This is a genomic window from Pseudomonas sp. DW-iso17 (assembly GCF_058725345.1).
Genome location: NZ_JBZXEA010000011.1, coordinates 726,177 through 752,998, shown reverse-complemented (window position 1 = coordinate 752,998; position 26,822 = coordinate 726,177). Strand labels below are relative to the sequence as shown.

Here is a 26,822-nt window from a genome sequence, read left to right as displayed (position 1 = left end):
TCTACAACAAAGCCATCTGCCTGCCCGGTGGGCAAAACACCGTGCAATCGAGGTTGAACCCTTCCCGCCGATTCAGCCCCAGGCGCTTGATTGCCTTGCTGAAACGCTGCGCCAGCAAATCGGCAAACGGCCCCTCACCACGCATGCGCACGCCAAACCGGCTGTCATACACCTCACCCCCGCGCACCTGGCGCACCAGGCTCATCACATGGGCCGCACGCTGGGGGTAATGGGCCGCCAACCACTCCTCGAATAACGGCGCCACCTCCAACGGCAGGCGCAGCATCATATACGCCGCGCTTTGTGCGCCGGCCGCGTGAGCTTCGGTAAGCAGGCTCTCCAGCTCGCTGTCGTTGATCATCGGGATCATTGGCGAGCACAGCACGCCCACCGGGATACCCGCGTCGCGCATTACCCGAATCGCCCGCAGCCGTGCCTTGGGCGCTGCGGTGCGCGGTTCCAGGATGCGCTTGAGCTCATCGTCCAGGCTGGTGAGGCTGATCATCACCGCCACCAGGCGCTGGCGGGCCAACTCGGTCAGCAGGTCGAGGTCGCGCAGGATCAGCGAACCCTTGGTGATGATCGTCACTGGGTGGCGGTAGCGCAGCAGGACTTGAAGGGTTTGCCGGGTGATCCGGTATTCGCGCTCGATTGGCTGGTACGGATCGGTATTGGAGCCCAGGTTGATCGGCGCACACACGTAGCCCGGCTTCGACAACTGCTGTTCCAGCACATCGGCCGCGTTGCTCTTGGCAATCAATCTGGTTTCAAAGTCCAGCCCGGGCGACATGTCCCAATAGGCATGGCTGGGCCGTGCATAGCAGTAGATGCAACCATGTTCACAACCGCGATACGGATTGATGGACCGATCAAACGGCAAGTCCGGGGAGGTGTTGCGGGTGATGATGGTCTTGGCCGTTTCGATACGCACTTCGGTGCCTTGGGTCGGCGGCACTTCCTGGTACCAACCGTCGTCCTCGGCCACGCTGACGGTGGGTGCAAAGCGATTGTGCAGGTTGGTGGCCGTACCCCGGCCACGGGGCGGCAGCGCAGTAGACATGAAAACGCCTCGATACTGTTTTTATATACAGTATCGAGGCGCGAAGCTTCTGACCAGTGCCGTTGGGCGGCCAGCGAACTTATCAGTGCTTTTGCGTCACCTGCCCCAGGTCATCGCCCGAGGTGGTGTGCAGATCGTTTTTGCGCAGATCCGCCACATCGCTCGCCTTGACCGGTGCGCCCTGGTTGCCCCAACTGCCACGGATAAAACTGACCACATCCGCCACTTCCTGGTCCGACAGACGCCAGGCAAACGCCGGCATGGTGAAGGTTGACGGCGCCGCATGGGTGGCCGGCAAGGTGCCGCCGTTCAACACAATGTTGATCAACGACGTGGCATCTGCCGTCTGCAACACCGGGTTGCCCGCCAGCGCCGGGAACACCCGCGTATAGCCATGGCCGTCGGTACGGTGGCAGGCCGCGCAGTTGTCGATGTACACCGACGCACCCGGCTTGCTGTCGTCCCCCTTCCACAATGCTTGCGCTACCTGTTTGTCGTACTGGTGCGGCTGATCCTTGGGATCGACAGCCGGCAGGCTCTTGAGGTAACGAGCGATAGCGGTCAGGTCCTCTTGGGACATGTACTGCATGCTGTGCACGACCACATCACTCATGCCGCCGAACACCGCACTGCGGTCGCTGCGACCGGTCTTGAGGAACTGCACCAACTGCTCCTCGCTCCAGCTGCCGAGACCGTCCTTGTGGTCGCCGCGCAGGCTTTTGGCAATCCAGCCTTCCAATGGCGCACTGCCAGAGAGGAAGGCGCTGCCGTCCGTGGCACTCAGGGCTTTTTCCTGCATGGTCAGGGCACGCGGCGTATGGCAGGCGCCGCAATGCCCGAGACCTTCCACCAGGTAGGCACCGCGATCGATCACCGGGTCGGCAGCGGCTTGCGGCTGATGCGCCTCGACTGCCGGGGCAAACATCCAGCGCCAGGCCGCCAACGGCCAACGCATGCTCAGGGGCCAGGGTATATCGCTGTCCTTGTTTTCCTGGGCGACCGGTTCGACCCCCTTCATGAAGTACGCATACAACGCTTGCATATCGCTGTCGCTGACGCGCGCGTAAGACGGGTAGGGCATCGCCGGGTAAAGCGTACTACCGTTCTTGGCGACGCCATGGCGCACGGCCTTGTCGAAATCCTCGAAGCTGTAGTCGCCCAGGCCGGTCTTGTCCGGGGTGATGTTGGTGGAATAGATCACGCCAATCGGTGTTTCCATCGGCAGGCCGCCAGCGAAGGGCTTGCCACCCTTGGCGGTATGGCAGGCAACACAGTCGCCGGCCCGCGCCAGGTATTCACCCTGTTTGATCAGATCGGTTTCGGCAGCGCTGATCGAGCAGCTGCTGAACAGCGCCAGGGAGGCAATAACGAATGCTTTCATGGTCATCGCTCCTTATGCCTGAACCAGTGGGCCGGGGTTTTTGAGGTACTGCTCGCGAATCGCGCGAGCCGACCAATAGGTCAACGCTGCCACCAGGCCGGTAGGGTTGTAGCCCAAGCCTTGTGGGAAAGCGGAAGCACCAGGGACGAAGACGTTGTGCACATCCCAGCTCTGCAAGTAGCGGTTCAACGCACTGGTTTTCGGGTCGGTACCCATGATCGCGCCACCGTTGAGGTGGGTGGTCTGGTAGGAGGCGGTATTGAAATGCTCACCGACCTTTTTACCCAGCACGGCGATGGCCTTGGGGTTCATGGCCTGGGCCACTTTGCCCATTTTTTCCATCATGAAGCGGTTCATCTTGATGTCGTTTTCTTGCCAGTCGAAGGTCATGCGCAGCAGCGGCAGGCCGTAGGCATCGCGGTAAACCGGGTCCAGATCCAGGTAGTTGCTGCGGTAGGACTGATGGGCACCGTGAGAATCCATTGAGACTTGATGGGTGTAGTAATCGGCGGTGGCGCGCTTCCAGGCACTGCCCCACGCCGGGGTGCCCGGCGGGTTGGACGTACCGGCAATCGGCCGGCTGCCCGCCTGGTTGACCCACATCGGCGACCCCCCCACAAAGCCATGGGGGCCATGGTCAAAGTTGTCGGCGTTGAAGTCGTCGATGGCCACGCCATTGCCGCCCGCGCCGATAAAGTTGTTGGTGTGGGTGTCCTTGTCGAAGAACGCCTTGATGGTGCCCATGTTCTGGTAGGCGAAGTTGCGGCCTACCACACCCTCGTTGGTAATCGGGTCGTAGGGCTTGCCGATGCCCGACAGCAGCATCAGGCGCACGTTATGGAACTGGAATGCGCCAAGAATCACCAGGTCGGCCGGTTGTTCACATTCGCGGCCCTGGGCGTCGATGTAGGTCACGCCGGTGGCTTTCTTCTTGGTGCTGTCGAGGTTGACCTTGAGCACGTGGGAATTGGGCCGCAGCTCGAAGTTGGGCACCTGGCGCAAGGCCGGCAGGATGTTCACGTTCGGCGAGGCTTTGGAATACATGTAGCACACGTAGCCACTGCAAAAACCGCAGAAGTTGCACGGGCCCATCTGCGCACCGTAGGGGTTGGTGTACGGCCCCGACGTGTTGGCCGAAGGCAGGTTGTAAGGTTTGTAACCTACGTCGGTCGCCGCTTTCTGAAACAGCTGGGCGGAGACGGTATTTTTCTGCGCCGCAAGCGGGAACGGGTTGGAGCGATCCGGCGCGTAGGGGTTGCCGCCACGGCCCTCGCCGACCAGTTGGCCCTTGACCGTCCAGGCTTGCCCGGAGGTGCCAAAGACTTTTTCCGCATAATCGAAAAACGGCTCCAGCTCTTCATAGCTGACGCCGAAGTCCTGGATGGTCATGTCCTTGGGAATGAAGTTCTTCCCGTAGCGCTCTTCGTAATGGCTGCGCATGCGCAGCTCAATCGGGTCGACGCGAAAATGCACGCCCGACCAGTGCAGCCCCGCACCACCAACACCGTTACCCGGCAGGAATGCGCCCAACTGGCGATTGGGCAGGGCAACGTCATTCACGCTGTGGCGAATGGTCACCGTTTCTTTGGAGATGTCCTGGAACAGCTTCTTACGCACGCTGTAGGTCAGTTCGTCGATGACCTGGGGATAGTTGCCGTCTGGGTAAGTGTCCTGCATCGGGCCGCGCTCCAGCGCTACCACGTTGAGGCCCGCTTCTGTCAGCTCTTTGGCCATGATCGCGCCCGTCCAGCCGAAGCCCACAATCACTGCATCCACTTTCTTCATGATGGTCGCCACGTTTACGCCCTCTCGCCGCGAATGGAAACAGCCGGGAAGGGGTATTGCTCGTTGCGTTCCACCCAATCCATGAAGTCGGCGCGGGCGCCGGGGAAGCCGATCATGGTCCAGCCGACCATGCCTTTATTACCGCCGTGGATAGGGTCGCAGAAGAAGCCTTCCTTGGTGTTTTGCAGCAAAAGGTTGAAGAACATCTTGGGCGGCACGGCATCGAAATGCGCCGCCACTTCGCTGCCGCCAGCCTCCAGACGCCTGAGCATATCGTCTCGGGTAGCGCTGTCTTGCGCAGCAAAAGCTTTACCGTTGAACGCTTTCGACCAGGCATCCGTCGCAGCAATACCCAGGCGATAGATCTCCTTGGGCACCAATTTGCTCTGCCAGCCCATCTCCGGCGCCGCATCGGCATTGAACGGGCCTTGCATGAACCACAGAGCGCCACTGGCGTAAGGGGTGTTCATCTGGCGGTCGATGTATTCCGGCGCGCCAGCCTCCAAGGCACCGGGTCCCTGGGCGTCAGCGGGAATCAAGCGCTCGACGGCGGCGTTGATAAACGCCCATTCCTCGGCCGTGAAATAGCTCGGCTCATAGGCTTTATCGCTCGCCGCAGGTTTGGCCGGCTCGGCCTGGGCCGGTGCCGGAGTGGCCATCAACATCGAACCGCCAAGGCCAGTGCTGGCAACCGTGACCACCGGGATCAAGGTCAAGGATTTGCGTAAAAAGTCACGCCGGGGGTTGTCTTGATCTTGATCAGACATAGGTACACCTCATCATGTGGTCACGGGTTTATCCGCCGCTTCTGGGAGCAGCGTGAAGGCTTTGCGGCTAATTGGATCCAAGCAGATACAGCACAATGGCAAACATTAGTTACAAATGATAGCAGGCTAAGAATTCAGAGGCGTCAATTCGGCGACAAAAACACCGGATCAGATAGCAAGTATCACGATTCTTTGACGCGAACCTCACGCCTTATTGACCCGCCGTGAGTGAGCCTGTGGCCCATCAACCACTTCCTCGCTCGGTCACAACGTTCATGTTCAACACACGCATACTGCTCGCTCTCGGCCTGGCGCTCATGAGCCTGCTCAACACCGTACAAGCCGATGAGGCTGCGTCGATCCGCTCACCGGAATGGGCCCAGCCGGTGGGTAACCAATACAACCTGCATCAAATGACACCCACGCTCTATCGCAGTGCATTGCCGGACGAGCGTGCGCTGCCGCTGTTGCACACGCTAAAGATCGCTACGGTCATCAACTTCCTGCCGGAATCTGATGCGCAGTGGCTCCAATCATCTGATATCAAACAGGTGCAGTTGAGTTATCGCACCAACCACGTCGACGATGCCGACGTGCTGGCGGCGATCAGGGCGATTCAGGCAGCAGAGGCCGATGGCCCGGTGTTGATGCATTGCAAGCACGGCGCCGACCGCACCGGCCTGATGGCAGCGATGTATCGGGTGGTGGTTCAAGGGTGGAGCAAGGAGGACGCGCTGAACGAAATGACCTTGGGCGGCTTTGGCAGCAGCAATGGTTTCAAGGACGGCGTTCGCTACATGATAAAAGCTGATGTTGACAAGTTGCGTACAGCTTTGGCGAATGGGGATTGCAGCACCAGCGCCTTTGCGTTGTGCTCAATGAAAGACTGGATCACCACAACGGGCCAGCAAGAGAAAAAATTGTAGGAGCGAGCTTGCTCGCTCCTACAGTGAGTGCGGTTTTAGTCTTTTTTCAGCTTCGGGTTCGGGAAGAACTGCACTGCCTGCACTTTAGGATCCGCCGGCGCTTTCAACGCGGTGGTATTGACCCTAGTGCCCAATTCCTTGGGCACCGACAGGCCTTGATCATTCAGCGTATCGGTATACCCGCAGGCCACGCATTCGCGGTGCGGCACGCTGTCTTCGGTCCACATCTTCAACTTGTCCGGCTCGCTGCACGCCGGGCAGACCGCCCCGGCGATAAATTGCTTTTTGGTGATCACAGGCCCTTCACTCATGCTGCTGCGTCCTCACTCAGGCCGCTGTGGCGCAAGAGTGCGTCAATCGACGGCGCGCGTCCGCGGAAGTCGACGAACAGCACCATCGGTGCCTGGGAACCGCCACGCGCCAGGATGGCTTCACGGAAGGCACGCCCGGTCTGGGCGTTGAGCACGCCGTCTTCCTCAAACTTGGAGAACGCATCCGCCGACAGCACTTCCGCCCACTTGTAGCTGTAGTAGCCCGCCGCATAACCGCCGGCGAAAATGTGAGCGAAGCTGTTGGGGAAGCGGTTGTAGGCCGGTGGGCGCATGACCGAGACTTCATCGCGCACGCCTTCAAGCACCTGGGCCACACTGCGACCATCGCCATGGGTGGCGTGCAGTTCAAAGTCGAACAGTGAGAACTCCAGCTGACGCACCATCATCAGGCCGGACTGGAAATTTTTCGCCGCGAGCATTTTCTCCAGCAAGTCCTGGGGCAGGGGCTCGCCGGTTTCGTAGTGGCCGGAGATCAGCGCCAGGCCTTCAGGCTCCCAGCACCAGTTCTCCATGAATTGGCTCGGCAGTTCCACCGCGTCCCACGCCACACCGTTGATACCGGATACGCCGGCATGTTCCACGCGGGTGAGCAGGTGATGCAGGCCATGGCCGAATTCGTGGAACAGGGTGGTGACTTCATCGTGGGTCAGCAGGGCAGGCTTGCCGCTGTCGGCCGGAGTGAAGTTGCACACCAGGTTGGCGACGGGGCTTTGCAGCACGCCATCAACGGTACGGCGGCGGTCACGGGCGCCATCCATCCAGGCACCGCCACGCTTGTTGGCGCGGGCGTACAGGTCGAAGAAGAAACGTCCGACGTGCTCGCCGTTCTCCTTGATCTCGAACAAGCGCACATCCGGGTGCCAGGTGTCGAAGCCTTTAAGCTCGGCGATCTCGATGCCGTACAGGCGCTGCACAATGGCAAACAGGCCGCCCAGCACTTTGTCGATGGGGAAGTAGGCGCGTAGCGCTTCCTGGGACACGCTGTAGCGCTGCTCACGCAGTTTTTCGCCGTAGAAACCGCTGTCCCAGCTTTGCAGATCGGCGCAGCCTTGCTCGGCGGCATAGGCCTTGAGTTGCTGCAGGTCCTGGGCGGCAAACGGCTTGCTGCGCTTGGCCAGGTCACGCAGGAAGCTGAGCACCTGGTCGCTGGACTCGGCCATCTTGGTGGCCAGGCTCAGCTCGGAGAACGACGCATAACCCAGCAATTGGGCCAGTTCCTGACGCAGGTCGAGGATCTGTTCCATCACCGGGCCGTTATCGTTCTGACCGGCATTCGGGCCTTGGTCCGAGGCACGGGTGCAGTAGGCGGCGTACACCTCTTCACGCAGGGCACGGTCCTGGGCGTAGGTCATGACGGCGTAGTAGCTGGGGAATTCCAAGGTGATCAGCCAGCCGTCGAGGCCCTTGGCCTGAGCGGCGGCGGCCATTTGCGCCTTGGCCGAATCGGTCAGGCCGGCGAGGGTGGCTTCATCGGTGACGTGTTTGGTCCAGGCCTGGGTGGCGTCCAGCAACTGGTTGGAGAATTTGCTGCCCAGCTCGGATAGCTTGCTCTGTACCTCGGCGTAGCGTTTTTGCTGCTCCGGCGGCAAGTCGATACCCGACAGGCGGAAGTCACGCAGGGAGTGCTCCAGAATGGTTTTTTGTGCCACATCGAAACCGGCAGCTTCCGGGCTGTTGGCCAGGGCTTCGAAGGCCTGGAACAGCTCACGGTTCTGGCCCATTTCGGTGGAGTAAGCGCTCAAGGCCGGCAGGCACGCCTCGTAGGCTTCGCGCAGTTCGGCGCTGTTGCACACGGCATTGAGATGGCTGACCGGGCTCCAGGCCGCGCCGAGGCGATCATTGAGTTCATCCATGGCCAGGACCAGGCCGGCCCACGTCGGATTTTTACCCTGGCTTTGCAGGATCTCTGCGATTGCCACGCGGTTGTCGGCGAGGATCTGTTCGATGGCCGGCTGGACGTGCTCGGCACGGATCGCCGAGAACGGCGGCAGGTCGTAGGACTGCAAAAGCGGGTTGTTCGCGCTCACGGTGGGCACCTTGGCTGAAGAAACATGTAGAACAAAGATGGGGCCATCTTAATTACAATCAACACCCACCGCAGCTATCAGCACAACAGAGAGAGGCTATCGTGACCCTTCGCACCTATCAGAACCACACGCCAACCCTCGGCGCCGGGGCGTTTGTCGATATTTCGGCGGTGGTGATCGGCGATGTCGAAATCGGCACTGACAGCTCGGTTTGGCCGCTGACCGTGATTCGCGGCGACATGCACCGCATCCGCATCGGTGCGCGCACCAGCGTGCAAGACGGCTGTGTGCTGCACATTACCCATGCCGGGCCGTTCAATCCGCAGGGTTACCCGTTGCTGATCGGCGACGATGTGACCATCGCCCATAAGGTCATGCTGCATGGCTGCACCGTAGGTAGCCGCGTCCTGATCGGCATGGGCAGCATCGTGATGGATGGCGCCGTGGTTGAAGACGACGTGATCATCGGTGCCGGCAGCCTGGTGCCGCCAGGCAAGAAACTCGACAGCGGTTTTTTGTATGTGGGCAGCCCGGTTAAGCAGGTTCGCGCATTGACTGACAAAGAGCGCGCCTTTTTCACCTACAGCGCGGCGAACTACGTGAAGCTCAAAGACCTGCACCTGGCCGAAGGATTCGATCAATGACCCTGCATCACCCCACCGTCCTGTTCGACCTGGACGGCACCCTCACCGACCCGCGCGAGGGCATTACCCGTTCGATCCAGTACGCCCTGGCCAAACTGGGCATTGATGAGCCCGACCTGACCAAGCTCGAACACTTCATCGGCCCGCCCTTGTTGCAGGCGTTCATGCAGTTTTACGCCTTCGACGAGGCCAAGGCATGGGAGGCGGTGAATTTCTACCGCGAGCGCTTCAAGGTTACCGGACTGTATGAAAACCGCGTGTTCGACGGGGTCATGCCGTTGTTGGAAGAGTTGAACAGCCAAGGGCGCCAGCTGTACATCGCCACCTCCAAACCGTGGGAATTTGCCCGCGAGATTGCGCGACATTTCGACTTTGCCAAGCACTTCAAGGTGATCTACGGCAGCGAACTGGACGGTACGCGCACCAACAAGGTCGAATTGATCGCGCATTTGATGCGTGAGGAAAGGCTGGACCCAGCCACCACCCTGATGATCGGTGATCGCAAGCATGACCTGATCGGGGCACGCAGTAATGGGCTGGATTCGGTCGCCGTGGGGTATGGGTTTGGTAGTTTTGAAGAGCTGAATGCCGAGGCGCCAACCTGGCATTTCGAGACGTTGGACCAGATGCATCAGGCGTTTTTGCAGCGTCCTTGAGACCGCTTTCGCAGGCAAGCCAGCGCCCACAGTTGACCGCATTCTCATGTTGAAAATCGGTCAACTGTGGGAGCTGGCTTGCCTGCGATAAGGCCCTAACGGCCAACCCTCTCCAACTGCCTCAACGCCGCCTTACGCTGCTCCACCGGCAGCTCACCCAACTTCTCCACCGCCGCATAAAACCTCACCCAATCGCCGCCTTCCCGCGCAAACAACGCCGCAAACGCCGGCACCCATTGGTCATACAACCCAAACGGCAAAAGCCGCGCGTTATTCATCGGCTGGTTGATCCAGGCGTCATAACGCTTGTCACCACCCCATTGGCTATCGCGCAGGTGCCGGTATTCGCTACGCAACTGCTCGAATTGCGCCGCTTTGGCCCGGCGCATGGCGTCCGCCGCCAACGGCTGCGCGTACAACGCCTCCAGACGTTTGCGGGTATCGAGAATCAGCCGGATAAATTGATCGCGTTGCTTCAACGCCGCATCGCCGACAGGCGCCAGGCCCCGCGCCGCACGCCATTGTCGGGTGCCTTCCTGCTCGACAAAACTGGCATAGGACTCGTTGAACTCGGTGTCGTCTTTCACGTAGAAGCGCTGGTGGGCCAGCTCATGGAAGATCAGCGTGGCGAGGCGCTCATCGCCCCAGCTCATCATCGAACTCATGATCGGGTCGTTGAACCAGCCCAGGGTGGAATAGGCCTCCACGCCACCAATCGACACATCCATGCCCTGCTGCCGCAACAGCGCCGCCTCGCCCCGCGCAGCGCCTTGGTTGTAGTAGCCGCGATAGGCGACGCAACCGGCGATGGGAAAGCAATGGTTCTGTGGTGACAGAGAAAATTCCTGCGTGGCAAAGACATTCCAGACCACATAGGGCCGGCCGATATCGGCATACAGCCGATAACTTTGGTTGTCAGGCAGATGCAGCTGTTCACTGGCAAAGGTTCGGGCTCTCTGCGATTGAGCCAGATGCTCGCGCAGCACTGGCGGGCGAGCAGGGTCGGCGATGACCTCGGCAACCGGCTCCCGGGCCCGCAACAGCTGCCACTGGCCGCTCGCCAACTGGCTGTAATAACTGACACTGGAGCAGCCGCTGAGCAGCACAACCATCAGCCCTGGAAGAAAACGCCTGATCATGCCCTGACTGCTCCTGGATGATGGGTTCGCCAGACTATCGCGCTTGCAGGGGATTTTTCCACGGCATGGCGTGTTTATACTCAAGCCTCTCTTCGTGTTGAGTACCTGCCATGCGCCAGCTTGTGCTTCCCCTCGCCGCTGTGTTCCTCAGCGCTTGCGCCTATACCCCCATCCCCCCTGTGGACCCGCAGCAGGCCTGGGTGGATTTCACCACGCCGACACCGGGTTCCAAGTTGGTGATGGCTCAGCGCCTGGACGGGAAAAACCTCGACGACGGGCGCTTTTTTCAAATGCCTCCCGGCCCTCACGAGCTGATGGTGCGCTTTGACTTTGAAGTGCCCGCCGGCGGCGGCCTGGGTGGCCTCAGCCAGATGATGTATCGCACCTGCTTCATGACGCTGCAGTACGACCACTTTCAGGCCGGCCAGCACTATGTGCTGGAAGGGCGATCACTGGCGTTCACGCCCAACATCCGGCTGTACGACTCAACCCGCCAGCTATTGGCCGAAGAGCGCAGCGTGAACTGCATCTGAATCAGTCGTTGTTCTTTTGATAGATGATGCGCTTGGTGCCGCTTTCGCATGAGCCGACAATCATGGCTTCGTCATGGTTCTTGGCTTCTTCGGCGGTGATGATTTCCAGGGTGTAGGACGGAATCGCCTTGGCCTGGATCTTCACTTCGATTTCTTTCCTGAGCTCTTCACAATCTTTTGGCGCGGCCACGGCCGAAGTGGCCAATACACCGCAGATGATTGCCAAGGCAAAACGTTTCATGTGTGGAGCTCCCTGAATGCGCTGCGCACGAGTGTGCGCCTAGGCTGCATGGGCTATTCGACCACATTTTGCAAACACGAGTTCTAATTTAACGCAGCACCAAAAATGTGAGAGCGGGCTTGCTCGCGAATACGCAGTATCAGGCACCGAAGATATCGGCTGATCCACCGCATTCGCGAGCAAGCCCGCTCCCACACAAGATGACTGCTGTGTCAGTTGACCAGCGTGGCATCCAAGGTGATGGTTGCATTCAGCACCTTGGACACCGGGCATCCTTCCTTGGCCTTTTTGCTCAGTTCATCGAACTGCGCCTGGCTCGCGCCTGGAATTTTGGCCTTCAGGATCAGATGCACTGCTGTAATCGCAAAGCCGCCCTCGACCTGGTCCAGGGTCACTTCGGCCTGGGTGTCGATACTGTCAGCCTTGAGCCCGGCGTCGCCAAGAATCATGGAAAACGCCATGGAGAAACAGCCGGCGTGAGCCGCGCCGATCAATTCTTCAGGGTTGGTACCCTTGCCGCCCTCGAAGCGGGCCTTGAAGCCGTAGGGCGCTTCGCGCAGCACGCCGGTTTCCGTGGAAATGGAGCCCAGGCCAGTCTTCAGGTCACCTTCCCAATGCGCGGATGCCTTTTTAACGATACTCATAGCTTTCTCCTCGAACGGTGGTTTTGCGTCGGTAAGGGTTCTGAGGATAGACGCCGCGGCAAAGTTCACTTGTAAGAAAAACCTAGTGATTAAGTAGGAAATTTGGCGGTTACTATTGAATCTCGGGTATATGCCCTCATTGCATAGGGTATGCACATGCAGCGGCAGGTTTTGGCTCGTTTAAAAAAGCCTGTGCGCCCAATTGGAGAAGCAGGCTTATGAAATCGCTGTCCGACGTAAAATTCTCGACCCTTGACCTCGTGCCCGTGCGCGCCGACGGCAACCCGGCGCAGTCCCTGCGCAATTCCCTGGACCTGGCCCAGCATGTGGAGAAGTTCGGATACCACCGTTTCTGGGTAGCCGAGCACCACAATATGGACGGTATCGCCAGTTCGGCTACCTCGGTACTGCTCGGTTACCTGGCAGGCGGCACCTCGACCATTCGCGTGGGTTCCGGCGGGGTGATGCTGCCTAACCACGCGCCACTGGTGATCGCCGAGCAGTTCGGCACCCTGGAAAGCCTCTACCCTGGCCGTATCGACCTGGGCCTGGGGCGCGCCCCCGGTTCCGACCAGATGACCGCCCGCGCCCTACGCCGTGAACGCTCCGGCAGTGCCGATGACTTCCCCGAAGATGTGGCCGAGCTGATGGCCTACTTGGGCCCGCGTACGCCCGACCAACGGGTTATCGCGGTACCGGGGACCGGCACCAATGTGCCAGTGTGGCTGCTGGGTTCAAGCCTGTTCAGCGCGCAATTGGCCGGTGAGCGTGGCTTGCCTTACGCCTTCGCCTCCCATTTCGCGCCGCGCCTGATGCACGAAGCAATTCGCGTGTACCGCAATCACTTCAAGCCTTCGGCGGTGCTGGACAAGCCCTACGTGATGCTCGGCATTCCGCTGGTGGCCGCGGACACCGATGAGCAGGCCGATTACCTGGCCACCTCGGTGTACCAGCGTATTCTCGCGTTGATGCGCGGCCAGAGCCTGGTGCAGCGCCCTCCAGTAAAAACCATGGACGGCCTGTGGTTGCCTCACGAAAAAGACGCGGTGGGCAGCTTCCTCGGCCTGGCCATGGTGGGCAGCCCGGCGAAGATTCGCGGCAAGCTGGAGGTGTTGATCGAGCAGACCGGCGCTGATGAGCTGATTTTTACCAGTGACCTGTATGAGCACGCCGACCGGATTCATTCCTACGAGCTGCTCGCACAAGTGATGAAGGGCTGAATGGTAAAACGATATACCTGTGGCGAGGGAGCTTGCTCCCGCTGGAGTGCGCAGCGCTCCCATTTTTTTGGGGCCGCTACGCAGCCCAGCGGGAGCAAGCTCCCTCGCCACAGGTGCGTCGCTTATACAGCACGAGGTTAGCCGCGCTTGTAGGCAATTTCCTTGGTGCCACCTTCGCAGGTGCCAACTACTGTGTGGTCACTTGGCGTAGCACCTTTGTCCACCACTTCCAGCGAATACCCCGAAGCACCCTTGGCGTCGATTTTCGCTGCGATTTCGCTTTTCAGCTCTTCACAAGGCTTGCCCGCCGCCATAGCGGTACCCGCAATGCTCAACAACCCTACCGCTAACAGAAACTTCTTCATCCGTTACTTTCCTTGCGCTGATCAAAAAGAGCGTGCCGACGCTCATCGCGTCGGCACCCGTTGTTTGTAGCGCAGGTTATGGCAATCGGCCAGCGGGCAAAGTTCAACTCTGCCGATCAACTACTGGCAATGCGGAATCCCACTTTGAGCGTGACCTGGAAGTGCGCAGCCTTGCCATCCTTGATGTGACCACGGGTTTCGGTCACCTCAAACCATTCCAGATGCTTGATGCTCTTGTTGGCTTCGGCCAGGGCATTGTTGATCGCGTCTTCGATGCTGGTGGTGGAAGAGCCTACCAGTTCGACTTTCTTGTACGTGTGATGATCACTCATGGCGTTTCTCCTTTAGGTCGTCAATCAAGACTAGCAGCGAATGTGCGTACTGCTTCAGGCGACCGTTGGGAGGCGAAAGTTCAGAATTACTGCACTTTCTGAAACCGGCGCAGTCGGTATCTACACACGCCACTCAATCACTTCAGGAGATGTCCACATGGCCAACACTTCTTTACGCAAAGCGTCGCTGGAAAGCATGGAAGCCGAGATTTCGAGCCTGCTCAAATCTCTGGAGAGCCTCAAGGACGACGCGTCCGATGAGTCGCGCAAAACGCTGAAGGCCTTGAAGAGCAATGCCGAGAACGCGCTCAAGCACTCTCGCCATCTGATCAGCGACGCCTACGAAGAAAGCAAAGTCAAAATCCGCGAAACCAGCGCTGCCACCCGTGACTACGCACAAGAGCACCCATGGACGACCGCTGGCGTCGCCGTGGGCGCGCTGGGCCTGCTGGCGGCTTACCTGCTGTGCAAGCGCGGTGACTGATTGACCGGTTACACCGGTTGACGCAACAGCTCAGCCTTGAGCCATTGCGCCAACTGCCCGGCGCGCCCGTCTGCGGCGCGCTTGGGTAGCCACAACGCCAGGTGCGCCGGGGTTTCACTGAACCCCCACGGCGCCACCAGGCGACCCGCTCGCAGGTCCTCTGCCACCAGCGGTTCTGGCGCAATTGCCACTCCCAAGCCGGCAACCGCCGCTTCCAGTAAATAATACAAATGCTCAAACCCCTGGCCGAGCTTCAGCGCACCGGGTTCGATGCCGTGTTGCCGTGCCCAACTGGGCCAGGCTTGCGGCCTTGAAGTGGTGTGAAGCAAGGGTTGCTCCAGCAGTTCCGACGCTGGGGCCTGACGCAGGTGTTCAAAACCGGCGAAGCGGGGGCTCAAGACCGGGCCGATACGCTCGCTGGCCAATTCATACACTTGCATGTCCGCCGGCCAAGGCGGCTCAGCGAATACCAGCAGGGCATCCAGCCCCGGACGGCGCGGGTCCAGATCGCCTTCGCCCGCCGACAGGTGCAGGCGTAAATCCGGCAAGTCGGCATTCAACCGCCCCAGCCGAGGGATAAACCAACGCGCCAGCAAGCTGCCTGAACAGCCAAGAACGAAGGGCGCATCAGCGCCGCGTTGGGTGAGTTCGGCGCACACGTCGCGCAACCGCTCAAAAGCCTCGCTGCTGGCATCTCGTAGCCTGACGCCAGCATCTGTGAGTTTAATGCCGCGTCCATCCTTGACGAACAGGCTCACGCCCAAATGCTCCTCCAGTACTTTCAACTGCCGGCTGACAGCACCGTGGGTCACGTGCAATAGCTGCGCAGCCTGGCTGACGCTGTTAAGGCGAGCAGTGGCTTCAAAAGCGCGCAGGGCATTAAAGGGCGGGAGATTACGACTCATCTGTGAGTTTTCCTGACAGGTTACGGCGATCTTATCGGTTTTCAGGCCAGGGCGTCACGAGTAGAGTGACCGTCATTGCCTTTAAACACATTTTTCCTGGAGCGTCCCATGACTCAGTCCCAGACCGATCTACGCAACGGCCCCGACGCCAACGGCCTGTTTGGTGCGTTCGGCGGCCGCTACGTCGCTGAAACCCTGATGCCGTTGATTCTCGACCTGGCCCGTGAATACGAAGCGGCGAAGGTAGATCCGGCGTTTAACGAAGAATTGGCCTACTTTCAGCGCGATTATGTCGGACGCCCAAGCCCGCTGTACTTTGCCGAACGCCTCACCGAGTTCTGCGGCGGCGCCAAGATCTACCTCAAGCGCGAAGAGCTCAACCACACCGGCGCGCACAAGATCAACAACTGCATCGGCCAGATCCTGCTGGCCCGGCGCATGGGCAAAAAACGCATCATCGCCGAGACCGGCGCCGGCATGCACGGCGTGGCCACCGCAACTGTGGCGGCGCGCTTTGGCCTGCAATGCGTGATCTACATGGGCACCACTGACATCGAGCGCCAGCAGGCCAACGTGTTTCGCATGAAGCTGCTGGGCGCCGAGGTCATCCCCGTGGTCGCCGGCACCGGCACCCTCAAAGACGCCATGAACGAAGCCCTGCGCGACTGGGTCACCAACGTCGACAGCACCTTCTACCTGATCGGCACCGTGGCCGGCCCACACCCATACCCGGCGATGGTGCGCGACTTCCAGGCAGTGATCGGCAAGGAAACCCGCACCCAGCTGCAAGCCCAGGAAGGCCGCCTGCCGGACAGCCTGGTGGCGTGCATCGGCGGCGGTTCCAACGCCATGGGCCTGTTCCACCCGTTCCTGGATGACACCAGCGTCGAGATCATCGGCGTTGAAGCCGCAGGCCATGGCATCGAAACCGGCAAGCACGCCGCCAGCCTCAACGGCGGCGTCCCGGGCGTGCTGCACGGCAATCGCACCTTCCTGCTGCAGGACGACGACGGCCAGATCATCGACGCCCACTCGATTTCCGCAGGCCTGGACTACCCCGGCATCGGCCCGGAACACGCCTGGTTGCATGACATTGGCCGCGTCCAATACACCTCGGTAACGGACGACGAAGCCCTGGAAGCCTTCCACAAATGCTGCCGCCTGGAAGGGATCATTCCTGCCCTGGAAAGCGCCCACGCCCTGGCTGAAGTATTCAAGCGCGCGCCAAACTTGCCCAAGGATCATCTGATGGTGGTCAATCTCTCGGGCCGTGGCGACAAAGACATGCAGACCGTGATGCACCATATGGAACAGTCCAAGCAGGAGAAACACTGATGAGCCGCCTGCAAACGCGCTTTGCGCAACTTAAAGAACAAAACCGCGCCGCCCTGGTGACCTTCGTCACCGCTGGCGACCCCGGCTATGACACCTCGCTGGCGATCCTCAAGGGCTTGCCGGCCGCTGGCGCCGACGTGATCGAACTGGGCATGCCCTTCACCGACCCGATGGCCGACGGCCCGGCCATTCAACTGGCCAATATCCGCGCGCTGGCCGCCAAACAGAACCTGTTGAAAACCCTGCAGATGGTTCGCGAGTTCCGCCAGGACAACAACGACACGCCGCTGGTGTTGATGGGCTATTTCAACCCGATCCATAAATATGGCGTGTCGCAGTTCATTGCCGATGCCAAGGCAGCTGGCGTCGACGGCCTGATCGTGGTGGACATGCCCCCCGAGCACAACGGCGAGCTGTGCGACCCGGCCCAGGCCGCAGGCATCGACTTTATCCGCCTGACCACGCCGACCACCGATGATGTGCGCCTGCCTACTGTGCTCAATGGCAGCTCCGGGTTTGTGTATTACGTGTCGGTCGCCGGTGTTACCGGGGCGGGCGCCGCCACTCTGGAACACGTCGAAGAAGCCGTGACCCGCCTGCGCCGTCATACCGACCTGCCGATCAGCATCGGCTTTGGTATCCGCACACCGGACCAGGCAGCGGCCATCGCACGCCTGGCAGACGGGGTGGTAGTGGGTTCGGCGCTGATCGATCACATCGCCACGGCCAAGAACGACCAGCAAGCCATTGACGGCGTACTGACCCTGTGCGCGGCGCTGTCGGAAGGTGTTCGCAACGCACGCAAGTAAACTGCACAACGACCGCAGCTCATACGCTAGGCTTCAAAGGAGGTGGGCATGTCGCCCACCTCCTTTTTTATCGCACTTCGTGCCCTTTGCCGTCTAACCACCTTCGCAAGTCCTGCAGTCCTTGCCCCTCGGTCGTTAAGTTAGCCGCATCAGAAGTCATTCTTGTCTCTTTAAGGAGTACATCATGGCATTTGATCTCGTCACGGTTTCAGACCGTCGTCACTCAGCCCTACAAAAAGGCTTCAACCTGCGCTGGCCCTTGGGAAACGTGCAGGGCCAGTCGTCGACCAAGGGCGCCAATCTGATTTACCTGTGCCGCAGCCCGCAAGACATCATGGACGCCGCCGCCCAGGCATTGGCCCTGCCCAATGGGCGCATCACCGTACGCAGCGGCGGTCATTGCTACGAAGGGTTTGTCGCCAACAAGATGCCCGACAGCCCGCATGAGGTGCTATCGATCCTGGATATCAGCGCGCTGAACCGAGTGGTCTACGATGCCAGCGGCCAGATCGGTTCCGAGCTGAATCCCACGCAGCCCTTTCGCTACCGCTTTCGCCTCGAGGCCGGCAGCCAGGCCTGGGACAGCTATAGCGCGTTGTACAAGCAAGCCAACAAAACCCTGCCCGGCGGCTCATGTTACTCAGTGGGCCTGGGCGGGCACATTTGTGGTGGCGGCTACGGGCTGCTGTCGCGCAAGTATGGACTGGTGTGTGACTGGCTCAGCGGGGTCGATATCCTGGTGCCTGACAGCCAAGGCAAAGGGCTCGAACCGCGCCATGTCAGCCGGGACAGCACGCAACAGGACGAATTGGACCTGTTCGCCGCGTGCTGCGGTGCGGGGGGTGGGCAATTCGGCATTATCACCAGCTATTACTTCGAAGACCTGCCACCGGCCCCCAAAGAAGTACTGTGGCTGGTGTTGGAATGGGATTGGTCAGTACTGACCCAGGATGCACTGAACAATCTGCTGGCGGCTTACCAGCTATGGTTTGCCAGCCATCAGAACAACCCGGACACCTGGGGCCTGGCGACCAAACTGGAAATGCGCCACGAGCACACAGGCAATATCACCCTGGGCATCCATTATGTGGACAAGGAGGGTGAGCTGAACGACCTTGCGCCCTTCGATGATTTTGTCGACAAGATGCTCACGGCCATCGGCTTACCTGCCACCGAGTCGCTGGTGCCGTTTCATGTGGTCCATTTGCCGCCTGGCACAGCCGGCGGGCGCCCCATCGACTCAGTGTCATCCGCCCAGGCTGCGGCGCGGCGCCTGGATTGGCTGGCGTGCCAGCAAACATTGAATGGTTCGGGAGACAATCAGCGTGGGCGCTACAAATCGGCCTATCAGAAAGGTGGATTCAGCCCTCACGTATTAGAGGCCATCTGGCGGGCCTTGACCTGGCCAGACCCAGACAACCACCTGACACAAAGCCTGATCCAGATCCAGTCCTTCGGCGGCCAGATCAACGCCGCCAGTGCGCCCGTACGCAAGGAGTCGTCGGCCGCCCAGCGTTCGTCCTTCCTCAAGTGGCAACCCCAATGTTACTGGCACGGCGACAGCGCCGCTGCGGACCAAGTCCATGCTGACTGGATCCGGGGGCTGTACTTCAACGCGTTTGCCGACGCTCAAGGCGTGCCGCTCAACGATGCGTTCGAAGGCTGCTACATCAATTATCCCGACCTCGACATGACTTACAAAGGAGGTAACCCGGCCAACGGCAAAAACCCCCAGTGGTACAAAATCTTCTTTCCCGATCTGATGATCGAAAGCCGCTTGCGCCGTACCAAGCAGCGCTGGGACCCGCACAATATATTTCGCAACGAGATGTCGGTGCCGTAGAACAAAAAAAGGCGACCCGAAGGTCGCCTTTTTTACAGCTCGATCCGCTCGACTTTGCCGACCAGCAATATGTAGGAAAGCGCACCGAGCAACGCCAAGACCGCGATATAGGTGATGGCCGGCGCAAACGATGAGCCACTGGCCAGAAAGCCAATCACGATAGGTGTGGCAATCGCCGCCAGGTTGCCAATGAAGTTGAACACCCCGCCGGTCAGCCCCAGCAGACGGGCAGGCGCCAAGGTCGACACCAACGACCAGGTGATCGACGCCAGGCCATTGCCGAAAAACGCCACCGCCAGAAACGCGATGACCCACCCCGTCGATTCCACGTAGTTGGCCCCGATGATCGCCGTGGAAATCAGCAGCCCGCTGATGATCGGTAACTTGCGCGCAAAGCCCACTGACGCCCCACGCCGAATCAGCCAATCGGAAAACACCCCCGAACACAGCACGCCCACAAACGCGGCCAGGAACGGCAAGGAGGCCAGCAAGCCAGACTGGATAAAGTCCATGCCGCGATATTTCACCAGGTACGTCGGGAACCAGGTCAGGAAGAACCACAGCGTGGAGTTCAGGCAAAACTGGCCCAGGTAGATGCCCCACAGCTTGCGCTTGCTCAGCACGATGCCGAGGTCGGTCCAACTGAAGGGTGCCTTGACGGTTTTAGCCTGCATGTCCACCAGCCCGCCACCGTCGCGGATCAGTTGGACTTCGGCTTCGTTGACGCCTTTGAAATCCTTGGGCTCGCGATACACCGCATACCAGATCGCCGCCCACAGGATGCCGATGCCACCGGTTACCACAAACACCATGTGCCAGCCGTACTGGTGCTGCAGCCACGCCAACACCGGGGTGAGGAACGCCAGGCCGACGAATTGCCCGGAGGTATAGACGCCGATAGCCGTGGCGCGCTCACGCTCGGGAAACCAGGTGGTGACCACACGGCTGTTGATGGGATAGGCCGGTGCCTCCAACGCACCCACGGCCATGCGCAGCACAAACAGCGCGATAAAGCTGGCGGCGAAACCGAGCATCACGGTGGCAATCGACCACAGCAGCAGGGCGGCCGTGTATAGAATGCGCGGCGGCACCCGATCTACCAGCCAGCCACCCGGGATTTGCATGGCCGCGTACGTCCAGCCGAAGGCAGAGAAAATCAGCCCGACTTGCACCGGGTCGATCCCCAGCTCGCTGGTCAGCGCGGGCGCGGCAATCGACAGGTTGCTACGGTCGAGATAATTGATGACCACGGTGATGAACAGCAGCACCATGATGAAAAAGCGCTTTCTGCTAGGCGTGACTAAAGAAGCCTGCCCGGTGAGGGATTCAGGGTGCATGGGGGTGCCTCTTTTTATATTTGTTGAGGAAGGAACGCGCTCAATGTGGGAGCTGGCTTGCCTGCGATGGCGGCATGAATGGCACCGCTGCGGTGACTGGCCCACCGCCATCGCAGGCAAGCCAGCTCCCACATTTTTAGCGCGTTTCAATCAAGTGGAAATCACCACTCGGCAAAACTGCCATCGGCATGGCGCCAGATCGGGTTGCGCCAGCGATGGCCGATGGCCGCGCGCTCAACCACATACTCCTCGTTGATCTCAATGCCCAACCCCGGGCCGTTGGGGATCTTCACAAAGCCCTGGTCATAGTCGAATACGCCCGGGTCTCGCACGTAGTCGAGCAGATCATTGCTTTCGTTGTAGTGAATACCCAGGCTCTGCTCCTGGATAAACGCGTTGTAGCAAACCGCATCCAATTGCAGGCATGCCGCCAAGGCAATCGGGCCCAGTGGGCAGTGCAGGGCCAAGGCCACGTCGTAGGCTTCGGCCATGTTGGCGATCTTGCGGGTTTCGGTAATCCCACCGGCGTGGGAGGCGTCCGGCTGAATGATGTCGACGTAGCCTTCGCTGAGCACCCGCTTGAAATCCCAGCGCGAGAACAGGCGCTCGCCCAGGGCGATCGGCGTACTGGTCAGCGGCGCCAGTTCTTTCAGCGCTTCGTAGTTTTCGCTCAGCACCGGCTCTTCAATGAACATCAGTTTGTATGGGTCGAGCTCTTTCATCAGCACCTTGGCCATCGGCTTGTGCACGCGGCCATGGAAGTCGACGCCGATACCCACGTTAGGGCCGACCGCATCGCGCACGGCAGCGACGTTGGCCAGGGCCAGGTCGACTTTTTCGAAGCTGTCGACGAACTGCAATTCTTCGGTGCCGTTCATTTTTACCGCCGTGAAGCCACGCGCTACGGCCCCTTTGGCAGCACGGGCGGTGTCGGCGGGGCGGTCACCGCCGATCCATGAGTACACGCGAATCTTGTCACGCACCTGGCCGCCCAGCAGATCGCTGACCGACACACCGAGGGCTTTGCCCTTGATGTCCCACAACGCTTGGTCGATACCGGCGAGGGCGCTCATGTGCACCGCGCCGCCTCGGTAGAAGCCGCCGCGATAGAGCACGGTCCAGATATCTTCGATATTGCGTGGGTCTTTGCCGATCAGGTAGTCGGACAGTTCTTCCACGGCGGCGGCCACCGTGTGAGCGCGGCCCTCGACCACCGGCTCGCCCCAGCCGGTCACACCCTGGTCGGTTTCGACCTTGAGGAAGCACCAGCGCGGCGGAACGATAAAGGTCGTCAGTTTGGTAATTTTCATCTCTTGTCTCTCTTATAGATGCAGCGCCTGTGGGCGCGGAATATGCTCTCAGCCGAGGGCTTTCCAGGCGGCGACATAAGCCTGGGCACGGCTCGCAACCTGATCCACTGTCATGCCCGGCTTGAACAGCCCGGAACCCAATCCGAAGCCCTTGGCGCCGGCGTCGGTAAACACCTGCATGTTGTCCGGGGTGATGCCGCCCACCGGCAGCAGCAATGTGCCCGCCGGCAATACCGCCAGCCATGCCTTGATCACTGAAGGGCCCATCTGCTCGGCCGGGAACAGCTTCAACACATCGGCGCCTTCGGCCAGTGCGGCAAAGGCCTCCGTAGGCGTGGCTACCCCAGGCGACAAGTACAGGCCCGCCGCTTTAGCGGCACGCAGCACCTTGGCATCGCTGTGGGGCATGACGATCACCTGGCCTCCGGCGGCCTTGACCTGTTCGACCTGCTCAGGCGTCAACACCGTGCCGGCACCGATCAGGCAATCGGCGGGCAAGCTGTCGCGCAGGATGCGGATGCTGGTGTAAGGGTCTGGCGAGTTGAGCGGCACTTCGATCACGCGAAACCCCGCGTCGTACAGCACTTGGCCGACCGCCTGGGCTTCGTCGGGGCGTAGGCCGCGCAGGATGGCGATCAAACCGTTTTGTGCGAGTGCTTGCTTGAGCATGTCAGGCCTCCAGTACAGGTCGAATGAGCCCGGCGGCTTGCGCCAGTTGCCACAGGCCACGCTCGGTGGCTTCTTGCGCCAGGCTGACGTGGGCAAATCCGCAAAGGGCGAGGGCGCGTTGATAGCGGGCGCAAAGTGCAGCAGCGCCGACCAGGATGATCGGCTGATGTTTGGCCGAATCTGGCAAGCCGGCGAGCTCATGGCCGATGAGCAGGCCAGACAGGTAATCGGGTTGCTGGTCGGGCGCCAGCTGCGCGGTCAGCCCAAGGGTACGGGCACTGAACAGGGTCGAAAGCACGCCACGCTGACCATCGTTGGACAGCGCCACGCGCACGCCGCGATCAAACGCCTCGGCCTGGAACTGCTCGCTCGCCTGTTGGGTACGCCCCAGGATGCTGTGCTTGCTCAACACCGCAAACACTTCGCCAGTCATGAAGGTATCGAAATGGGTAATGCGGCCTTCCACCACCTCGACCCATTTGGAATGGCTGCCGGGCAGGCCGATCAACACCTGGGGCCCTAGCCCTTGCAGTACGCCGAGCACTTGGGTTTCTTCGCCACGCATGACATTAGGCAGACCCACTTGCTCGATCACCCCCGGCACGATATGCACCTGCACCCCGCGCAGGCTGCGTATGCCATGCAACGCCTGGCCGAGACTGGCGACATCCACGGGCGTGCTGCGATAGGCCGCCTCGCTCCAACCCTGTGCGCTGCCGACCATGCCGCAAGCGATCACCGGCAGCTCGGGCTGGGCATCAAGCCAATCGCCACAGGCGCTATCGAACGCCAGTTCAAAGCCATCGGTGCACAGCACACCGGCTATTTCCCGGGACGCTGTGGGCAAATGCATGATGCCCGTAGCCAGCGAGCGCTGTTCCAGCACAACCCCCGCGGGGCCGAGTTTGTAAGCACGAAGGGAGCTGGTCCCCCAATCGAGCGCGATCAATTGCGCCTGCATCGCTTCACCTGAAATGAGTGGGTGCTGATAAAAGCAGATGGGCGAATATAAACCTAGGGCGCGGAATATCTCAATATATAAATATCAATCCCATATAATGAGACAAGACAAGATAAATCCTACAACTCATCCTGTTTTTACTTAGGGAAAGACGCGGGATTATCGGGTAGGAAAGGCTAAAAAATAGACAGGTCCAGTTCGCGCATCGCACCCATCCAGATGGCGTAATCGGTGTGGTCCTTGAGGTCATCACCGGTTTCAGGGTGCAGGAACACCACCAGACCATTGCGATGCAGCGCCAGCCACGGCAACACCACGCCGATATATTCCGGCTCGAACGCCAACTGGCAACTCCAATCCGGGTGCGGGCCCACGGGCCGCTCGTGCACGCGGCCCATGCGCAGCGGGAACAACTTGGCGGCGTCTTCACAGAGCGTGCGCGCCTGCTCAATCGTGCTGGCGTCGAAGTAGATATGGGCGTGGTAGCCCTTGATACGTTGCATGACAGACTCCGGTTCCACTGTGCGCCGATCCTAGACCGCAATCGACGGCAGGGCCAGCCCGGTCAACGACTGCGCACTGTTGGCCTGTTCCGCCACCAGCCACTCGACAAAGCGGTCCACCAACTGCCCACGGCGTTTGCGCTGGGGCTGCACCACGTAATAGCCCAAGCGCGACGTCACCGTGTGGCTGATCGGCCGGCACAGCCAATTCTGCTCCAGCAGGTTATCCACCAGGTGGCGCCAGCCGATGGCGACGCCCTGGCCGGCAATCGCGGCCTGGATCAGCAAGGTGTAGTTGTCAAAGCGCAATTGCCCAGGGGTCGGCGCAGCCGTGATACCCAATTCACGGAACACGCCATTCCAGTCGAACCACTGGCTGTTGTTTTCCTGGCGCAGGTGCAGCAACGGGCAGTCTTGCAAGGTCTGCACCGTCAGGGGCGCGACCTGCTCCTTGAGCCACTGCGGGCTGCACACCGGGAACACTTCCTCATTGAACAACCACAGGCTTTCGCCCTGCTTGAAACGGCCATCGCCAAACAGCACCGCCACATCAATATCGCTGCGCAGCGTGGCGTGGTTGCGCTCACTGGTGACCAGGCTGACATCCACCTGCGGGTTGGCCTGGTGAAAGCGATGCAGGCGTGGCATCAGCCAATAGGCGGCGAAGGCAAAGTCGGTGGCGACTTGCAGCACTTCATGCTGGCTTTGTTGAGTGATGGCGCCGAGGCCCTGGTTGATGTTCTGCAGGCCGCCTTGCACATGCTCGAACAGCAGGGCACCGGCGTCGGTCAGTTCGATGCCGCGGTAAATGCGATCAAACAGGCGGATCGCCAGTTGCTCTTCAAGGCGTTTGATTTGCTGGCTGACCGCCGGTTGGGTGGTACCCAGCTCCATCGCAGCCGCGGTGAAACTGCGATGACGCGCCGCCGCCTCAAAGGCGCGCAGCAAATCGAGAGAGAGGTCACCCAGCGCTTCATACATAAGCTCAACTTATCCTAGTCATTGCTGCGCATGGGCTTTACCCCATAATTTAAGGACCGCATGCTCATTGGCATAAACACTGCCTATGGAATGCCGAGAAACCATGAAGCGCAAGAACATTCTTTTCATCATGGCCGATCAGATGGCCGCGCCGATGCTGCCGTTCTACGGGCCTTCCCCGATCAAGCTGCCCAACCTCAGCCGCCTGGCGGCACAAGGCGTGGTGTTCGACGCTGCCTATTGCAACAGCCCGTTGTGCGCACCGTCGCGCTTCACCTTGGTCAGCGGCCAGTTGCCGAGCAAGATCGGCGCCTACGACAACGCCGCCGATTTCCCCGCCGACGTGCCGACCTATGCCCACTACTTGCGCCGCCTGGGCTACCGCACCGCACTGTCGGGCAAGATGCACTTCTGCGGCCCCGACCAGTTGCACGGCTATGAGGAACGCCTGACCAGCGACATCTATCCCGCCGACTACGGCTGGGCGGTGAACTGGGATGAGCCAGACGTACGCCCTACCTGGTATCACAACATGTCCTCGGTGCTGCAAGCCGGTCCGTGTGTACGCACCAACCAGCTGGATTTCGACGAAGAGGTGGTGTTCAAGGCCCAGCAATATCTGTTCGACCACATCCGCGAGCCGGGCGACCAGCCGTTCTGCCTGACCGTGTCGATGACTCATCCCCACGACCCTTACACCATTCCCAAGCCGTTCTGGGACCTCTACGCCGACACCGAGATCCCAATGCCCGCGACGCCGCCCCAGGCCGATCTCGACCCGCATTCCCAGCGGCTGCTCAAGGTTTATGACTTGTGGGACAAACCGCTGCCTGTGGATAAGATCCGCGACGCCCGCCGCGCCTACTTCGGTGCCTGCAGCTACATCGACAGCAACGTCGGCAAGCTGCTGCAGACCCTGGAAGACACCGGCCTGGCCGACGACACCCTGATCATTTTCTCTGGCGACCACGGCGACATGCTTGGCGAGCGCGGCCTCTGGTACAAAATGCACTGGTTTGAAATGGCCGCCCGCGTGCCGCTGCTGATCAGTGCGCCGGGGCAGTTCGCCGCTGGCCGCGTCACCCAGGCCGTGTCGACCGCCGACCTGTTGCCGACCCTGGTGGAATTGGCCGGAGGCGAACTGGATCCGCACTTGCCGCTGGACGGCCGCTCGCTGGTCGCGCACTTGCAGGGGCAGGGCGGACATGACGAAGTGTTTGGCGAATACATGGCCGAAGGCACCGTCAGCCCATTGATGATGATTCGCCGGGGCGCCTACAAATTCATCTACAGCGAGGACGATCCTTGCCTATTGTTCGATGTGCACAACGACCCGAGCGAGCAGGAAAACCTCAGCCAGTCAGCTGAACATCGGCCATTGTTCGAGGCGTTCTTGCGTGAAGCGCGGGCTAAATGGGACATCCCGGCGATCCATCAACAGGTGCTCGCCAGCCAACGCCGTCGCCGCCTGGTGTTTGAAGCGCTGACCCAAGGCAAGCTCAAGAGCTGGGATCACCAGCCACTGGTAGACGCCAGTCAGCAGTACATGCGCAACCATATCGACCTTGATGACCTGGAGCGCAAAGCACGTTTTCCACAACCCTGCCAAAACCAATAAGTAGACAGAGGGAAG

General features: G+C 60.4%; 28 protein-coding genes. 10 read left to right on the top strand and 18 right to left on the bottom strand.

The window, feature by feature from the left end; translation table 11 throughout:
- Nucleotide 1 precedes the first annotated feature (1 nt).
- From AC4PS6_RS11325 to AC4PS6_RS11310, 4 genes are all read right to left on the bottom strand, one after another.
- The gene (locus AC4PS6_RS11325; RefSeq protein WP_014716320.1) at nt 2-1,060 is read right to left on the bottom strand and encodes a PA0069 family radical SAM protein; all 1,059 of its coding nucleotides are present in this window, start codon (nt 1,058-1,060) and stop codon (nt 2-4) included.
- An 82-nt stretch (nt 1,061-1,142) separates the two neighbouring features.
- On the bottom strand, nt 1,143-2,441 hold the full coding sequence (locus tag AC4PS6_RS11320) for a cytochrome c (RefSeq protein WP_102665865.1): 1,299 nt from the start codon (nt 2,439-2,441) through the stop codon (nt 1,143-1,145).
- Nucleotides 2,442-2,453: 12 nt separating this feature from the next.
- A complete protein-coding gene (locus tag AC4PS6_RS11315) occupies nt 2,454-4,238 on the bottom strand; it encodes a GMC family oxidoreductase (protein ID WP_014716318.1) in 1,785 nt (594 codons plus the stop codon).
- A 2-nt stretch (nt 4,239-4,240) separates the two neighbouring features.
- Nucleotides 4,241-4,993, bottom strand: a complete 753-nt coding sequence (locus tag AC4PS6_RS11310) for a gluconate 2-dehydrogenase subunit 3 family protein (RefSeq protein WP_014716317.1) — start codon at nt 4,991-4,993, stop codon at nt 4,241-4,243.
- Between the two features lie 275 nt (nt 4,994-5,268).
- Here AC4PS6_RS11310 and AC4PS6_RS11305 point away from each other — a divergent pair, with 275 nt between their 5' ends.
- Nucleotides 5,269-5,919, top strand: a complete 651-nt coding sequence (locus AC4PS6_RS11305; protein WP_073452753.1) for a dual specificity protein phosphatase family protein — start codon at nt 5,269-5,271, stop codon at nt 5,917-5,919.
- A gap of 35 nt (nt 5,920-5,954) precedes the next feature.
- Here AC4PS6_RS11305 and AC4PS6_RS11300 read toward each other — a convergent pair whose 3' ends face one another.
- Entirely contained in the window at nt 5,955-6,230 is a 276-nt protein-coding gene (locus AC4PS6_RS11300) for a YheV family putative zinc ribbon protein (protein ID WP_020301415.1), read from the bottom strand.
- A complete protein-coding gene (prlC, locus tag AC4PS6_RS11295) occupies nt 6,227-8,278 on the bottom strand; it encodes an oligopeptidase A (RefSeq protein ID WP_014716314.1) in 2,052 nt (683 codons plus the stop codon). The genes AC4PS6_RS11300 and prlC overlap by 4 nt, the downstream gene beginning before the upstream one ends.
- A 101-nt stretch (nt 8,279-8,379) precedes the next feature.
- Between prlC and AC4PS6_RS11290 the strand changes: the two genes are divergently transcribed.
- Entirely contained in the window at nt 8,380-8,922 is a 543-nt protein-coding gene (locus AC4PS6_RS11290) for a gamma carbonic anhydrase family protein (protein ID WP_003187318.1), read from the top strand.
- A complete protein-coding gene (locus tag AC4PS6_RS11285) occupies nt 8,919-9,578 on the top strand; it encodes an HAD family hydrolase (RefSeq protein WP_014716312.1) in 660 nt (219 codons plus the stop codon). Before AC4PS6_RS11290 ends, AC4PS6_RS11285 begins: the two co-directional genes overlap by 4 nt.
- 95 nt (nt 9,579-9,673) lie before the next feature.
- Here the strand turns inward: AC4PS6_RS11285 and AC4PS6_RS11280 are convergent, their stop codons facing one another.
- Nucleotides 9,674-10,717, bottom strand: coding sequence for an aminopeptidase (locus tag AC4PS6_RS11280; protein ID WP_014716311.1), 1,044 nt, complete (start codon nt 10,715-10,717; stop codon nt 9,674-9,676).
- Nucleotides 10,718-10,827: 110 nt separating this feature from the next.
- Between AC4PS6_RS11280 and AC4PS6_RS11275 the strand changes: the two genes are divergently transcribed.
- Nucleotides 10,828-11,250 (top strand): PA0061/PA0062 family lipoprotein, encoded by a 423-nt coding sequence (locus AC4PS6_RS11275; RefSeq protein ID WP_014716310.1) that lies wholly within the window; start codon nt 10,828-10,830, stop codon nt 11,248-11,250.
- Between the two features lies 1 nt (nt 11,251).
- Here the strand turns inward: AC4PS6_RS11275 and AC4PS6_RS11270 are convergent, their stop codons facing one another.
- Together AC4PS6_RS11270 and AC4PS6_RS11265 are read right to left on the bottom strand one after the other, a co-directional pair.
- Nucleotides 11,252-11,491, bottom strand: a complete 240-nt coding sequence (locus AC4PS6_RS11270) for a DUF1161 domain-containing protein (protein WP_020301418.1) — start codon at nt 11,489-11,491, stop codon at nt 11,252-11,254.
- A 212-nt stretch (nt 11,492-11,703) separates the two neighbouring features.
- Entirely contained in the window at nt 11,704-12,135 is a 432-nt protein-coding gene (locus AC4PS6_RS11265; protein WP_003187311.1) for an OsmC family protein, read from the bottom strand.
- A gap of 218 nt (nt 12,136-12,353) precedes the next feature.
- Here AC4PS6_RS11265 and AC4PS6_RS11260 point away from each other — a divergent pair, with 218 nt between their 5' ends.
- Nucleotides 12,354-13,355: an LLM class flavin-dependent oxidoreductase gene (locus AC4PS6_RS11260; protein WP_014716309.1), complete on the top strand. Its 1,002-nt coding sequence runs from the start codon at nt 12,354-12,356 to the stop codon at nt 13,353-13,355.
- A 137-nt stretch (nt 13,356-13,492) separates the two neighbouring features.
- On the opposite strand, the gene AC4PS6_RS11255 is transcribed toward AC4PS6_RS11260, so the two are convergent.
- Both AC4PS6_RS11255 and AC4PS6_RS11250 read right to left on the bottom strand, forming a co-directional pair.
- Nucleotides 13,493-13,720: a DUF1161 domain-containing protein gene (locus AC4PS6_RS11255; RefSeq protein WP_014716308.1), complete on the bottom strand. Its 228-nt coding sequence runs from the start codon at nt 13,718-13,720 to the stop codon at nt 13,493-13,495.
- Between the two features lie 116 nt (nt 13,721-13,836).
- Complete coding sequence (locus AC4PS6_RS11250) at nt 13,837-14,052, bottom strand: dodecin (RefSeq protein ID WP_005783406.1); 216 nt, start codon at nt 14,050-14,052, stop codon at nt 13,837-13,839.
- A 157-nt stretch (nt 14,053-14,209) separates the two neighbouring features.
- On the opposite strand from AC4PS6_RS11250, the gene AC4PS6_RS11245 reads away from it, so the two are divergent.
- Nucleotides 14,210-14,536 (top strand): ElaB/YgaM/YqjD family protein, encoded by a 327-nt coding sequence (locus AC4PS6_RS11245; RefSeq protein ID WP_003187304.1) that lies wholly within the window; start codon nt 14,210-14,212, stop codon nt 14,534-14,536.
- An 8-nt stretch (nt 14,537-14,544) separates the two neighbouring features.
- On the opposite strand, the gene AC4PS6_RS11240 is transcribed toward AC4PS6_RS11245, so the two are convergent.
- Entirely contained in the window at nt 14,545-15,441 is an 897-nt protein-coding gene (locus tag AC4PS6_RS11240; RefSeq protein ID WP_336827183.1) for a LysR family transcriptional regulator, read from the bottom strand.
- 108 nt (nt 15,442-15,549) lie between these two features.
- Between AC4PS6_RS11240 and trpB the strand changes: the two genes are divergently transcribed.
- The 3 genes from trpB (at nt 15,550) to AC4PS6_RS11225 (ending at nt 19,428) form a co-directional block, all read left to right on the top strand.
- Complete coding sequence (trpB, locus tag AC4PS6_RS11235; protein ID WP_014716306.1) at nt 15,550-16,776, top strand: tryptophan synthase subunit beta; 1,227 nt, start codon at nt 15,550-15,552, stop codon at nt 16,774-16,776.
- Nucleotides 16,776-17,585: a tryptophan synthase subunit alpha gene (gene trpA, locus AC4PS6_RS11230; RefSeq protein WP_014716305.1), complete on the top strand. Its 810-nt coding sequence runs from the start codon at nt 16,776-16,778 to the stop codon at nt 17,583-17,585. Before trpB ends, trpA begins: the two co-directional genes overlap by 1 nt.
- 184 nt (nt 17,586-17,769) lie before the next feature.
- Nucleotides 17,770-19,428 carry an FAD-binding oxidoreductase gene (locus tag AC4PS6_RS11225; RefSeq protein WP_038448347.1) on the top strand — a complete coding sequence of 553 codons (1,659 nt, stop codon included), beginning with the start codon at nt 17,770-17,772 and terminating at the stop codon, nt 19,426-19,428.
- 32 nt (nt 19,429-19,460) lie between these two features.
- Here AC4PS6_RS11225 and AC4PS6_RS11220 read toward each other — a convergent pair whose 3' ends face one another.
- The 6 genes from AC4PS6_RS11220 to AC4PS6_RS11195 form a co-directional block, all read right to left on the bottom strand.
- Entirely contained in the window at nt 19,461-20,765 is a 1,305-nt protein-coding gene (locus AC4PS6_RS11220) for an MFS transporter (protein ID WP_032872181.1), read from the bottom strand.
- A 161-nt stretch (nt 20,766-20,926) separates the two neighbouring features.
- Nucleotides 20,927-22,075 carry a galactonate dehydratase gene (dgoD, locus tag AC4PS6_RS11215; RefSeq protein WP_336827184.1) on the bottom strand — a complete coding sequence of 383 codons (1,149 nt, stop codon included), beginning with the start codon at nt 22,073-22,075 and terminating at the stop codon, nt 20,927-20,929.
- 48 nt (nt 22,076-22,123) lie between these two features.
- Entirely contained in the window at nt 22,124-22,744 is a 621-nt protein-coding gene (locus AC4PS6_RS11210; RefSeq protein WP_014716302.1) for a 2-dehydro-3-deoxy-6-phosphogalactonate aldolase, read from the bottom strand.
- 1 nt (nt 22,745) lies between these two features.
- Nucleotides 22,746-23,705 (bottom strand): 2-dehydro-3-deoxygalactonokinase, encoded by a 960-nt coding sequence (locus AC4PS6_RS11205; protein WP_038448344.1) that lies wholly within the window; start codon nt 23,703-23,705, stop codon nt 22,746-22,748.
- A gap of 176 nt (nt 23,706-23,881) precedes the next feature.
- Nucleotides 23,882-24,208: a DOPA 4,5-dioxygenase family protein gene (locus AC4PS6_RS11200; protein WP_014716300.1), complete on the bottom strand. Its 327-nt coding sequence runs from the start codon at nt 24,206-24,208 to the stop codon at nt 23,882-23,884.
- 30 nt (nt 24,209-24,238) lie between these two features.
- Entirely contained in the window at nt 24,239-25,189 is a 951-nt protein-coding gene (locus tag AC4PS6_RS11195) for a choline sulfate utilization transcriptional regulator (RefSeq protein WP_336827185.1), read from the bottom strand.
- Between the two features lie 103 nt (nt 25,190-25,292).
- On the opposite strand from AC4PS6_RS11195, the gene betC reads away from it, so the two are divergent.
- The gene (betC, locus tag AC4PS6_RS11190; protein ID WP_019816917.1) at nt 25,293-26,807 is read left to right on the top strand and encodes a choline-sulfatase; all 1,515 of its coding nucleotides are present in this window, start codon (nt 25,293-25,295) and stop codon (nt 26,805-26,807) included.
- The last annotated feature ends 15 nt before the right edge of the window (nt 26,808-26,822 follow it).